11 protein-coding genes and 3 tRNA genes are annotated in these 11,852 nt (G+C 61.6%); 2 read left to right on the forward strand and 12 right to left on the reverse strand.

The genetic code is table 11. The annotated features are described in order from the left end of the window. Positions 1-74: 74 nt before the first annotated feature. The 5 genes from KR767_RS00595 to KR767_RS00610 form a co-directional block, all read right to left on the reverse strand. Positions 75-2,303, reverse strand: coding sequence for an alpha-galactosidase (locus KR767_RS00595; protein WP_250877773.1), 2,229 nt, complete (start codon positions 2,301-2,303; stop codon positions 75-77). Between the two features lie 39 nt (positions 2,304-2,342). Next, positions 2,343-3,215 (reverse strand): aldose 1-epimerase, encoded by an 873-nt coding sequence (locus KR767_RS00600; protein WP_166947213.1) that lies wholly within the window; start codon positions 3,213-3,215, stop codon positions 2,343-2,345. A gap of 318 nt (positions 3,216-3,533) precedes the next feature. Beyond that, positions 3,534-4,355 (reverse strand): FadR/GntR family transcriptional regulator, encoded by an 822-nt coding sequence (locus tag KR767_RS00605; RefSeq protein ID WP_243853105.1) that lies wholly within the window; start codon positions 4,353-4,355, stop codon positions 3,534-3,536. 101 nt (positions 4,356-4,456) lie between these two features. Then, positions 4,457-4,591, reverse strand: coding sequence for a hypothetical protein (locus KR767_RS21295; RefSeq protein ID WP_279588134.1), 135 nt, complete (start codon positions 4,589-4,591; stop codon positions 4,457-4,459). Between the two features lie 583 nt (positions 4,592-5,174). Further along, positions 5,175-5,732, reverse strand: a complete 558-nt coding sequence (locus KR767_RS00610) for a P-loop nucleotide/nucleoside kinase family protein (RefSeq protein ID WP_250877774.1) — start codon at positions 5,730-5,732, stop codon at positions 5,175-5,177. 417 nt (positions 5,733-6,149) lie between these two features. Here KR767_RS00610 and KR767_RS00615 point away from each other — a divergent pair, with 417 nt between their 5' ends. Further along, on the forward strand, positions 6,150-6,482 hold the full coding sequence (locus KR767_RS00615; RefSeq protein WP_250877775.1) for a YnfA family protein: 333 nt from the start codon (positions 6,150-6,152) through the stop codon (positions 6,480-6,482). Positions 6,483-6,929: 447 nt separating this feature from the next. Here KR767_RS00615 and KR767_RS00620 read toward each other — a convergent pair whose 3' ends face one another. The 3 genes from KR767_RS00620 to KR767_RS00630 form a co-directional block, all read right to left on the reverse strand. Beyond that, positions 6,930-8,018, reverse strand: a complete 1,089-nt coding sequence (locus KR767_RS00620; RefSeq protein ID WP_250877776.1) for an alpha/beta hydrolase family protein — start codon at positions 8,016-8,018, stop codon at positions 6,930-6,932. Positions 8,019-8,108: 90 nt separating this feature from the next. After that, positions 8,109-9,698, reverse strand: a complete 1,590-nt coding sequence (locus tag KR767_RS00625) for a M56 family metallopeptidase (RefSeq protein WP_250877777.1) — start codon at positions 9,696-9,698, stop codon at positions 8,109-8,111. After that, positions 9,698-10,060 (reverse strand): BlaI/MecI/CopY family transcriptional regulator, encoded by a 363-nt coding sequence (locus tag KR767_RS00630; RefSeq protein WP_243853107.1) that lies wholly within the window; start codon positions 10,058-10,060, stop codon positions 9,698-9,700. The genes KR767_RS00625 and KR767_RS00630 overlap by 1 nt, the downstream gene beginning before the upstream one ends. 246 nt (positions 10,061-10,306) lie before the next feature. Between KR767_RS00630 and KR767_RS00635 the strand changes: the two genes are divergently transcribed. Beyond that, positions 10,307-10,684 carry a hypothetical protein gene (locus KR767_RS00635; RefSeq protein ID WP_250877778.1) on the forward strand — a complete coding sequence of 126 codons (378 nt, stop codon included), beginning with the start codon at positions 10,307-10,309 and terminating at the stop codon, positions 10,682-10,684. A gap of 138 nt (positions 10,685-10,822) precedes the next feature. Here the strand turns inward: KR767_RS00635 and KR767_RS00640 are convergent. From KR767_RS00640 to pgsA, 4 genes are all read right to left on the reverse strand, one after another. After that, positions 10,823-10,906 (reverse strand) — tRNA-Leu (locus tag KR767_RS00640). 48 nt (positions 10,907-10,954) lie between these two features. Then, positions 10,955-11,028: transfer RNA gene (locus KR767_RS00645), tRNA-Cys, on the reverse strand. 77 nt (positions 11,029-11,105) lie between these two features. After that, a tRNA-Gly gene (locus KR767_RS00650) sits at positions 11,106-11,181 on the reverse strand. A 38-nt stretch (positions 11,182-11,219) separates the two neighbouring features. Next, on the reverse strand, positions 11,220-11,834 hold the full coding sequence (gene pgsA / locus KR767_RS00655) for a CDP-diacylglycerol--glycerol-3-phosphate 3-phosphatidyltransferase (RefSeq protein WP_166947223.1): 615 nt from the start codon (positions 11,832-11,834) through the stop codon (positions 11,220-11,222). Positions 11,835-11,852 lie beyond the last annotated feature (18 nt).

Below are 11,852 nucleotides of genomic sequence, written 5' to 3' on the forward strand. Positions count from 1 at the left end.
CGCCCGCCATGACGGGCACCGGTCGAAGAACCCCTGCTGCTCCCGCGCGACGCACCGCGCGTGGAACGAATCGGTCAGCGCACGCGCTCGAACACCACGCCTGCGGCCTGGAGATCACCCTTGATCGCAAGGTTGATGCCACGCTGCATCCAGTAGGCTCCGCTGGCGACCTCCGGCGTGCCGGCAGCGGCGGTGCCGTGGATGAAGCGCGTGCGGTAGCGTGCCTTCGGATCGAGGCCGCGCAGGCGCAGCGTCGGATAGGCGCGGGCTTCCTCGCCCTGGCGCTGGAAGGCAAACAACACGGCCTGCGCGCGATCGGGCGACACCGATTCAGTCGCCGACCACGGCGCCCTGCCCTGCGGCGAGAGCAGGCGATACAACTCACCCTGCTGCACCGTGGTGCGGATGGTCTTGTATTCAGCGATGTAACGCTTACCCGTCTCGTGCTCGGCAGGCGTCCAGTCCAGCAGATTGGCACCGATACCGAGGCCCCCTTGCATCGCCGACAGGAAACGGAAATCCAGTGAACTGGTGCGTCCGTTGACCCAGTTCGGTGAGCCGGTGACCCAGGCCATCATCGTCGCGGGTGCATATGCGTAGCTGAAACCGTCCTGGATCGACAGACGATCCGACGGATCGGTGTTATCGGAAGGCCATACCTCGTCGGTAAGCGCCATGATGCCCAGATCCACGCGCGCACCACCGCCCGAGCAGGATTCGATCTCGATGGCCGGATGCTTCGCCCGCAGGCGACGCAGGATGTCGTACAGGTTGCGCGTGTAGGCGACATACACCTTCTGCTGTTCGTCCGGCGCCATCTGCGGCCAGCCCGGCTCCGACCAGTTACGGTTGTAGTCCCACTTCAGGAACTGAATGTCGTTTTCGGTGAGCAGGCGATCCAGTTCCTGGAAGACGTGCTCGCGGACATCTTCGCGGGCGAGGTTAAGCACGAGCTGATGGCGGCCCAGGCTGCGCTCGCGATCCGGGAAGTTGAGCACCCAGTCCGGATGCGCACGATAGAGATCGCTGTCGGGGTTCACCATCTCCGGCTCGACCCAGAGACCGAAGGTCATGCCCAGGCCATGCACGCGGTCGATCAGCGGCTTCAGGCCATTGGGAAACTTCCGCCGGTTGACCACCCAGTCACCCAGGCCGGCATGGTCGCTGTCACGCGCACCGAACCAGCCGTCGTCCACCACGAAACGCTCGACACCCAGCGCGGCGGCTTTCTCGGCAAGACGTTCCTGCCCGGCCTCATCCACCTTGAACTCCGTGGCTTCCCACGAGTTGTACAACACCGGACGGATCTTCGGAGTGGGCCCCTGCGGCAACACGCGCGTACGCTCGAAGCGGTGCAGCAGGCGCGATGCCTCGCCCACGCCATCGCTCGTAAAGCCTGCGTAGAACACGGGTGTGTCCAGCGCTTCGCCCGGCTTGAGGCGGTAGGCGAAATCGAAGGGGTTGAAGCCACCGGTCACGCGGACCTGGCCAAGGATGTCTTCATCCACGCGCAGCTGCCAGGAGCCGCTCCAGGCCAGCGCGCCGAACCAGACATCGCCGTGTTCCTCGTTCCACTCGCTGCCACGGCCGATGGCAAACCATGGATTGTTTTCGTCGCCCGTGCTGCCACGGCGGCTTTCCAGCACCGTGGCGCCGGGCGTCACCGGACGCGTCTGCATATGCCACTCGCCGGCCCAGGTGCCGGTGAGGTAGCGCAGGGAGTAGTCGCTGGCCGGCGGCAGGCTCCAGGTCGCGGATGCCGCGCTGTCGATGGTGAGCGGCTTGCCGCTGCCATTCTCGATATGGGCCGAGCGTCCCACGATGCCGGTGGCGGCGTCGGCGGTGTAATGCAGGGTGACCTTCACGCCGGCCTGCGCGTCACGCATGAGGATGGCCAGATCACCGCCGTCGATGCGGTAGCTGTCGTAGCGCAATACCAGGTCGCGATTGCCATCGTCGAAGCGCAGCTTCAATGCAGGGGTTGCGGTGAGCGAGCCGCCCCAGCCGGCATATTCCTGCAGACTCAGCGCGCCGGCCGGATCGAACGACGAGCGTTCCGGCGCCGGCAGCGCGGCGAGCGGATCGTCCTCGGCCAGCCGGGCACCCCAGTAGACGTTCTGCAGCATGCCGTCGGGATTCACGCCCATGGCATAGGTGACCTTGCCCGCGTCGATACGGAACACCCGTTGCGAGGCGTCGTAGCGTGGCGTCGCGTCGTTCTTGCCGGCCGCCATGGCGGCAAGCGGCATCAGGGCGATGACCAGCACGGACGAAAAGCGGCGATATCGGGTGAACGTATTCAACGTGCGTATCCTCGTCATTCGATGGAGCGCGATGCCCCGCTATGCCACGCCGGCTTCCACGCGGAAGCGGAACAGGCGTTCCAGTTGCTGGCCCGGGGCCAGGGCCGTCATCCCATTGACGACCGCTCCCCCGGGAAGGTGCACCGCATTGATCGGATGGTCTACCGGTTCAAGGCAGAAGAAATCCTCGCCCTCGGGCACATAAAGCACATAGACATCGGCCTGTGCATCCACATGCAGGCGCAGCGAACGCGACGGCCAGTGCACGGCGGCCTGCCCCGGCCAGCCGGTGAAGGCGTGGTTGATGCCCCCCCTGGGCAGCGGGCGCGGCTTCGTGAAGTCCCACTCGGGCGGCACACGCATCAGGGCAATGGGTAGCGGGTCTTCGCCGTCGTTCATCCACAGTGCGGATGCACCGGCCTGAAGACGGGTGTCGGCATCGCGCGGAAAGAACGGATGCACGCCCAGGCCGAAGGGCAGCACGAAGTCGCCGGTGTTCGTGACCCGCAGGCGGATTTCCAGCGAGGGGCCATCCAGCCGGTAATGCTGGGTGGCCCGGAAGGCATAAGCCCCCGCCGTGGCATCGTGCAGCGTCAGTACGATGTCGGTGGCGTCGTGATGCGCCACCGTCCAGGGCCGCTGCCAGCCGGTGCCATGAATCGGGTAGGGCTCGTCGCTGCGGTTCGGTGCGAGGACGACATCATGCCCTTCATGGGTGAAACCACCCTTGGCGATGCGGTTGCTCCACGGCAGCAAGGGATAACAGCCCAGGCGATTCGGCTCCGTGGTGTCCGGATCATCGCAGGGGCGCAGCAAGGGACCGCCATCTTCCAGCCAGTCGAAACGGGCGATACCGCCTCCGGTGCCGGGAAGCACGCCGAGTCGCAGGTACGTATTACGTAGTTCCAGCATGTCAGAACGCCCCGCTCACGCCGTCTCTCCCCGTTCAATCGTTGCCGGCGAAAGGCCGCAGTCCGGCGTTGACAGCAAGCCCCCTTGCCATCGCGCGTCAGGCGCATTCGTCGATCCCGAACCCTTTCCCCGAGCGGCATGCGGCATAGTTGGCATGACGTCGTGTCGCGGCCGTGAGGTCGCTGCTGGGTTAATTGTAGTATTTTATTAGCAGTGGGCCGCAAGCTGCGGCGCAGCATCTGTAGGATGCCGGCGGGGTCGGCGACCGGGGTGACTGTGGCCTGTCCGGTCGCGCGCAAGGCGCGCTCCTACAACGGCTCAGGCCGATTTTAGTTTGCGGCCCTGGCGGCGGATGTTGTCGCGTGACTCGCCTACCATCCGCAGCATCGCCTGGCGTGCCACGTCGGGCTGACGCTTGCGCACCGCTTCGTAGACCTTTTCGTGATGCGGCAGCGCCAGCTTGAAGTTCTCGGAATTGCGGGCCGATAGCAGGAAGAACGTGCCCAGCGCCGTTTCGATCACCGAGAACAGCGACACCATCAGCTCGTTGTTCGTACAACGCAGCAGGGTTTCATGAAAGGCCAGGTCGGCCTCCGCCCAGCTGTCCAGGTCTTCGGAGGAGGCCATGGCCTCGTACGCGGTCTTCAGGTCAGCCAGTTGTTCCGTCGTGCGCCGCCTGGCCGCCGAGGCGGCGGCGGCGGGCTCGATCAACTCGCGCATCTCCACCAGCTTCTCCACGAAGCTGTCCGTCGGCATCAGGGCGCAGCGCCAGGCAAGCACGTCGGCGTCGAGCTGGTTCCAGTGCACGGCCTCGCGCACGCGGGCGCCCGTACGCTGCCGGGATTCGATGAGGCCCTTGGTCACGAGCACCTTCATCGCCTCGCGCAGCGCGGTGCGGCTGACCTTGAGCTGTTCGGCCAGCACTTCTTCGCGAGGCAGCCCCTCGCCCGGCGCCAGCTTGCCGCTGACGATCATCTGACCCAGTTCCTGGACCACCTGGCCGTGCAGGTTGCGCGCCGCCACGGGCTTCACGATCACATCGTTCCTCAAGGGCATCGGGTCCAGGTAGTAGCCAAACGAGCGTCCGCCGAACGGCGCAGGCCCCGATGTGAGGCCTGCGCCTTCGCGACCATAGGGCATGACGTTACGTCACGCCACCGGAAACAAGGCGTGAGGATCGTACGTGGGACCGTGCCGGCCGTCGAGATACGGCGTCGCGAATGCCCGGCAGCTGTACGGCGCTAGGGCGCTGCCGTACAGCCCTTCACACAGGCGAACCATGCCTTCCGATGGGCATAATCGACCGTCATGCGGAACGGCGCGAAGATATTGCCACCGGCGGCGCCATAGACCTCGCTGTCCATGAAGGACGACATGCCTTTGCCGAGAAAGCGGTCGTCAGCGCGCTCAGTGAACCATACGGGTCCTGTACGCCATGTGCCGATCTGTACATAAGGGACGCGGATGGCAGGATGAGCCGTAGACCCGTATCGAGAAGCAGGTCGATTTTCTCCCCCGCGACGTCCTGCGTGATGCGCGGGAAGGGGGCGCGATCGCACCTGAGTCAGGAATAGATGAACTTACTGCTTCGGCAACGCCGAGTTCAAAAGCATCGTCGATGCGCAGGCGGCCGTCTTTCCACCAGGCCCGGAGGAACACACGGGCTGCGGTTTCTGCACACCGATAGGCGGCCTGTCGTCTGCATAGCTGTGCCCCGTCGTGGCGCAACCGGAAAGCGCGACCGTCATGACCGCAAGACTGAAGAAGATTCGCATAGCCCATCCTGGCAGTGAGATGCCGCATATTCAGATATTGGGCAGGCCTTGTACATAGGTAGGCCGGGCGCATCGCCTCATCGCATTCAGCAAAACGATAATCTGGCCGTCATCATCGAAAACCTCGCGGACGAATCCTTCCTCATCGCCCGCCTACGACAGACATCGTAATCCCGGATAACGATCAGGCCGAAACGACAGGTGGTACCCGACGTTGCCCCTCATCGTCATAGACCACGACATGAAGCCCTTCTTCCGCCACAGGCGCGACAAAGTACTGCGTGATCTGCGCAAACTCCGCTTCCGTAGCCTGGAACGGGTGCTCAGCTCGGGCATTGCGTGCATGTAGCCGGGCAAGACACACCGCGTCGCTCACGTCCAGATAGTGAAGCCGGTGCCCGCAGCCAGCCTGCGACGCAATATTACGTCCCCATGCACGCGAGGCCACCGTATTGAACGGAAAATCGAGCACAACGCAGATGCCCGACGCCAGCATCCTTGTCACGTGCTCTGCCATGGCATCCTTCAAACGCGTTGAGCAGCGGATGTAATCATCGATCGACCGGATGTCATCGGGATAAAGCCGGGATAGCCACACGTCTTCGCTGATCGCCACATGCCTCACCTCGCCGGCCAGGCGCGCGGTCAAGGTCGATTTTCCGGCTGCGATTTTTCCGCACACCATGTGGAGAATCGCTGTGTTCTGCTCTACTGCGGCATCGCCTTTTGTCGACGTATACATTTCCAGGTTCTCCGTGTGGTGCCCGGAAAGCAAAAACCCGCCATCCGGGCGGGTTTTCGTGACTTTTTTCCAGTCGATGGCTACCCCGCCGTTTAAGGGACAGCGCCAATAATGAAAGGGGCATTCGACGGGTGCATGGGCTCACATTAATGGAAGGAGCCCACGCCCGCAAGACGATGCCCACGCCATATCCCGGAACGCATCCATACGCTGGGTCGTCCAGATGCGATACGCAAGATAAAGCGAGGAAGAATGCTGATAGAAGTTCGCAATTCAGTTGCCGGGAAACGAAATATTTTTGTAGGAACGCGCCTTGCGCGCGACCGGTTGTGCCGTTATTCCCGGTCGCGCGCAAGGCGCGCTCCTACAAACGCACGCTAGAATCGGCGCTCTCGTCGCTACCTGCTTCCTGAGCCCATGGCTGAATTCTCCTGGCGTGTCGTCCTTTTCGTCCTGACCGCCCTGGCGGAGATCGTGGGCTGCTACCTGCCCTGGCTGGTGCTTCGCCAATCGAAGCCACTATGGCTTCTTATTTCGGCAGCACTCTCCCTCGCGGCATTCGCATGGCTGCTGACCCTGCACCCTACGGCTGCCGGACGCACCTATGCAGCGTACGGCGGCATCTACATCGCCGTGGCACTGGCGTGGCTTGCTCTCGTCGAAGGCGTGCGGCTCACGGCATGGGACATGGTTGGCGCAGCCATCGCCCTGGCTGGCATGACGATCATCGTCATCCAGCCGGCGCATTGACGAGATCCGGTCGCCCAGGCGCGATTGAGACCGTGCATCGATGACTGGTGTACGGGCACCCCACAGTGGGCATCGCCTTAAATGCAGGCTATGTGCCCCGCAATGCACGCAAGTCATACGAAGAACAGTCTCGGCAAGACTGGCAGCCATATCAATGGTCCCAGGCATCTCATGACTGACGTACCCCCAGGGAAGCTCCCTGTAGACGCTATCGCCGTCCGCCGCCGAATATATGCCTGGATACCGGCATGGTTGCCGAGAAGAAGCGAGGATCCTGATCTTTCATGGTAAATGCCATCGCATTGCGAAGCATTCCCCTACCTGCTGGATTTGAGCACCTTCAGGCAGGGAAGCACCACTCACGGCAACATGGCCTTCACCCTGTCGCAGAAGCTGACCGATTGTCTCTTGATGGCCTGGGCGAAGCCCGCTGGTTGTAAACCATGGCTAGTCAGCACCTGCCTTTCGCACCAAGGCATCAAATGCCTTAGACGCCTGATCGTCGGTAAAATCACAGTGACCATCCCCTGTCGGATCGAGCACGGTAAGCCACTTACCGTTTCCCGCCGCCCTGACCTGCTTCGGGTACACATCATGGAATCTGGCTGGAATAGTCTGGTCGAACGTATTCCACTGCATCACGAGCGGAACTTCGATATGCCCCGTCAGGGTGACATTGCGCCTGGCATAGGCGATTGCTTCCGGCGAGGCGCTATAGCGATGTACCTTCTGGTTGAACGAAACGTCGTCACCAAAGCCCTCGTACCTCTCCTTCCGATTATCGACAGGCATGCCGCCCGCACGTTTTTCAATTTCACGAAGACCCATGTAATACAGGGCCAACGTCGGCAACGTCTCCGGCCTCTCTTCCAGACGCTTTGCCAGTATGGCGGCCTCCTTCGGGTGCGCCTCCAGCGCCTCGGCAATCACGTCGGGTGCAATCGCCGGCGGAGAATCGGCCGCCGCCAGGTCGGGAATGACGCCCGGTATCAACGCATCAAATGCCACCAGAGGTGTCACTATGCCCCGGGCCAGGAAGTCCGGTGTAGACACCGTTAATCCGCAGGTGATCATGGCGCCGGTATACGCATGGGGATAACGCTCGATGCTTGCAGCTACAGCCAGACCACCCAGCGAAAAGCCATAGATATACGTGTGGTTGGGCTGGACATAGGTTCGGACAAAGTACTGGCGGAGCCGCTCATTGTCGGCAATGGCATCGCCCACCGCCCACCCCTGCGATGAAAACTGGCTCTGGGCAACAGCGAACCCTTTGTTGAGGAATACAGGGGTCGTATCCGCCGCCGTCATCGGTGACGACACAGGAGCTCCCACGGGCTGATAGCCATGCATGAGCATGACAAGATCGCCGTTCCAGTTGGCTGGGATATCGATGCGGTAGAGGGCACCGTGCAACTTGCCCGTATAGACGCCAGGATTGGGCTTTTCGGCACGAACAGGCAACGAAGCACCGGCACTGCACATGGCCACGACCAGGCCGAATCCCGCGACCTTGCGTAATGCTGTAAAGATCATTTCATCACTCCCGGTGGTCAAACAGGGCGCAGGAATACCTGTCCGGCCACGACGTGGTCGCCAGCGTCAACTGCGCAATGGGGTTAAGCCTCAGGAATCAGGCGGAGAAGCCATGGGCGAGTACCGGACGGCATTCGCCAGGGTGCCGTCCTCATCGACCACCAGCATGATGGTTTCATCGCCGTTCTTGCGTTTGACCCGATAGGTATCGGAACCAAACTCGTTGACACCGGTGAACGCGTAGGACTGAACTGGTCCGATGGCGGCGAGGTATTTTTCGCGCGATTCTTTCTGCTGCTGACGCTGCCAGGCGAGTTCAGGGCTCATACCGACGCCACTGTCGGGGTCGCTCAGAAGCAGGCGCAACGCTTTCTCGCTACCAGCAAAGGGCTTTTGTGCCTTGATGCGAGCGGCGAGTGCACGATGGATCCGTTGTGCGGTTACCTCGTCGATGCGAGGCCGATCAAGTATGGCGCGACCTCCCTGGGTGGCGATCAAGCGCATGGCGTGCCCGGAGGCGTCCATCACAAAACGCACGGCCAGCGCATCGCTGCCTTGCACCGCGAACTGGTCACCGCCAGCGCGAACGAGTTGAAATGGCTTCGGCGCGGCCATCTGGCCACTTATGCTGACCGATAGGCCATTGGCGGTCCTTGTTACTTCGATAAGTGAAATAGCACTGATCTGATAGAAACCAGTATAGCGATCCGACGTGTCCGGGCTCGACGTCACCGACAACCGCATGCCTGAACGACTCGCATCGGGCGGAGTAAGCTGTGCCGCAACCACCGCCATGCTGATCGAAAGACATAGGAAGATCGCAGCCGATCCGCGCGCCCACTTGCCTTGCTTGCGCAGCATCTGGCGCATACGAGATTCAAGAAACGTCACAGAGTCGCTCATCGCGGGAAGCAGGGGGATATGCCTCGACTTCTGCTGGCCGACGTAGAGAAGTGTTTCACAATAGCCGGCAACGTCACATCCGCCCTGAAGCACCCGTGCATCGCAGTCCATCTCGATGGCACGACGCAGCCTGTGAAACTGCCACCACAACAGCCCGTTCCACGGCATCAGTACCAGTAGCACCAAGGCAACGGCGATGACATACGGGTCACGGGCTTGCAGATGTGAGCGTTCGTGAGTCAGCGCGTAGCCCTGTTGCTCCGGGCTCATCTGGAGAAGCCACTTGGGCACGACGATCTGCGGATGGATCAAGCCGACAACGGCTGGACCTGTGTCGGGTGCAATGCACACACGCTCGCCATGTACCATGCCGTGAACCCAGCCGCGCTTGCGACGCGATACCCAGGCTACGCCTAACGAGAGCGTCAGCAGCATGATTGCCGATGCCGACAGCCATAGGCCGATAGCGACAGCATCGGCACTGATGGACCACCCATATACAGGGACGTCGTCGAGGTGGATCTGCGTCAAGGGAGTTCGAATGGACGTGGTATCACTCAATACCAGCGCTGCCGTCGTCCTGTCGCCGGCGGCGCTGCCGGGAAGCTGTATCGATGCGCAGGCGATCACTATGGGCACCACCAGCGATCCAAGCATCGACACCACCCATGGCCACCTCGTCGGTACTCCCCTGCCCTTGGCGGCCCGTTCTGCCATGAATGCTGCCGTGGTCAGTGCCAGGGCCACCAAAGCGGCATACAACATCCAGGCAATCATCAGGATTCATCCTCGCCGGAACGTTCGGCCAGAAGCCGGCGCATGCGCTGGATCTGCTCCGCGCTGAGTTTCTGCTCCGACACCATGTGCGAGAAAAGCAACTCTGCCGAGCCTTTGAACAGCTTGTCCGTCAGGTGCTGAATCGCGTTTCGCCGCGCCGCCTTCTGCTTCACGCTGGCGAAATAGCGGTGCCCCCGCCCCTCTTCCTGGTGTCCTACGTAGCCTTTGCTCTCCAGGACACGCAGTACCGTCAGGACCGTGGTGTACGCGAGGTCATCTCCCAGACGCTCACGGACTTCGGCGACAAGGCATGGGCCCTGGTCCCAGAGCACCTGCATGATGTCGGCTTCGCGATCGGTCAATGAGATTTTCATGTCTCCGGCCCGTTCTTACTATGAGCATAGTTATTACCTGCCCAGAAGGCGCAAGTCAACTATGTAAATAGTAGATGAGCAGGCCGCGGTCATCCTGAGTGTCAAGCACCGGCCCGTCACGGATACTGAGGGCCGGCCACTAAAGATCGACCAAGGTATGCCGATAGCGCTGATTTACGGGGTGCTGATTACCGGACAGTGCTGGGTAGCCATGCACGGAGATCACACGAATCGATGGACCGCCCGATCATGAAGCAATGTCCGCCAGTTATTCCGTCGATCAAGTATTCAACTGTACGTGACACAGGACTCTCAATTTCCTGCACGTTCTGCTTTACGGAGAGAAGGGAAGCAATCCAGCTCGCCACCATCCTCAGCCATCTGGCCGTCAACGATGTGCTTGGCATACCCCTCCCGGACGCAGACGGTGGACTGGAAGTACGTCGGACGAGAGACGGATACGAGAAGAAGGTTGGGCGCCACGGCTGCCATGGAACCTGGACACCGACAACGGCCAGCGAGGCCGTGGATTGGCTTCTGCCTGGAGCGGTCTATGCGGTGAAGTTCGCGGGGCACGGTTACGGCGGAACAATCGAATTCCATAAAGGCTGACCGCTGCGCTTGCTCGACGTTCGCGACTTCGCCGTGCCGGTTGTGAACACGTCCGAAGATGAGCGATTTTTACGGTGATTTTTACGGGCAAGAGAAGCCAGGATCGTTGCGATCCGCTAAACCCGTTGGAGGACAACATGCCCGGAGTGGGACTCGAACCCACATACCCTTGCGGATGAGGGATTTTAAGTCCCTTGCGTCTACCGATTTCGCCATCCGGGCGGAAAGAAAAAAGGCGCACCGCTGTTGCGGATGCGCCTTGGAATGCGATGGAGGCCGAGGTCGGAATCGAACCGGCGTACGCGGATTTGCAGTCCGCTGCATGACCACTCTGCCACCCGGCCATCGCTTGCGCACGCGGAGAGTATCCGATAGCGCTTAAAAAACAAAACCTCGGGTTTGCCGAGGCTTTGTGGAAATCTGGAGCGGGAAACGAGACTCGAACTCGCGACCCCGACCTTGGCAAGGTCGTGCTCTACCAACTGAGCTATTCCCGCGTCGTGGTCCAGCTATTCTAGATGAGTTCGACAATGTGTCAACTACTTTGCACCGGATTTTTTTCCGTTTTCTTTACGTCGACGTCATCACCGCGTAGTGCCGGCCATGCGGCCCGCAGGTAGTCCACGCCCGACCATATGGTGAGGATGCCTGCGATCACCAGCAGGGCTTCGCCGATGTGGTACAGCCGCAGGGTTTCGGCGTCGTGCTGGAGCAGCAGGACCACCAGGGCCACCATCTGCATCGCGGTTTTCAGCTTGCCCAGGAAGGCCACCTTCACCTTGGAGCGGGCGCCGATCTCGGCCATCCACTCACGCAGTGCCGAGACGCTGATCTCACGCCCCACGATCACCGCCGCCGTCACCGCCAGCAGGATGCCCTGCCAGCCACCGGGGTGGGACTGCACCAGGAGGAACAGGGTGATGGCGACCATCAGCTTGTCGGCCACCGGATCGAGAAAGGCACCGAAGGCCGAGGTCATGTTCAGCTTTCGGGCCAGATAGCCGTCTAGCCAGTCGGTGACGCCCGCCAGGACGAAGACGATGGCCGCGCCCAGGTTGGCGCCGCGAAACGGCAGGTAGAACACGACGACCATCACCGGCAGCAGCAGCACTCGGAAAAGGGTCAGCCAGGTAGGCAGGTTGATTCGCATAGGTGAGCCGGTCTTCCG

It is taken from the genome of Luteibacter anthropi, assembly GCF_023699965.1.
Taxonomy (GTDB): Bacteria; Pseudomonadota; Gammaproteobacteria; order Xanthomonadales; family Rhodanobacteraceae; genus Luteibacter; species Luteibacter anthropi.

Excerpts from the sequence above, each read along its gene's own strand:
- KR767_RS00605 (WP_243853105.1), bottom strand. The coding sequence starts at position 4,355 with ATGCCCTATGGTCGCGAAGGCGCAGGCCTCACATCGGGGCCTGCGCCG.
- KR767_RS00610 (WP_250877774.1), bottom strand. The coding sequence starts at position 5,732 with ATGTATACGTCGACAAAAGGCGATGCCGCAGTAGAGCAGAACACAGCG.
- KR767_RS00625 (WP_250877777.1), bottom strand. The coding sequence starts at position 9,698 with ATGATTGCCTGGATGTTGTATGCCGCTTTGGTGGCCCTGGCACTGACC.
- KR767_RS00615 (WP_250877775.1), top strand. The coding sequence starts at position 6,150 with ATGGCTGAATTCTCCTGGCGTGTCGTCCTTTTCGTCCTGACCGCCCTG.
- KR767_RS00620 (WP_250877776.1), bottom strand. The coding sequence starts at position 8,018 with ATGATCTTTACAGCATTACGCAAGGTCGCGGGATTCGGCCTGGTCGTG.
- KR767_RS00600 (WP_166947213.1), bottom strand. The coding sequence starts at position 3,215 with ATGCTGGAACTACGTAATACGTACCTGCGACTCGGCGTGCTTCCCGGC.
- pgsA (WP_166947223.1), bottom strand. The coding sequence starts at position 11,834 with ATGCGAATCAACCTGCCTACCTGGCTGACCCTTTTCCGAGTGCTGCTG.
- KR767_RS00635 (WP_250877778.1), top strand. The coding sequence starts at position 10,307 with ATGGACCGCCCGATCATGAAGCAATGTCCGCCAGTTATTCCGTCGATC.
- KR767_RS21295 (WP_279588134.1), bottom strand. The coding sequence starts at position 4,591 with ATGTCGTCCTTCATGGACAGCGAGGTCTATGGCGCCGCCGGTGGCAAT.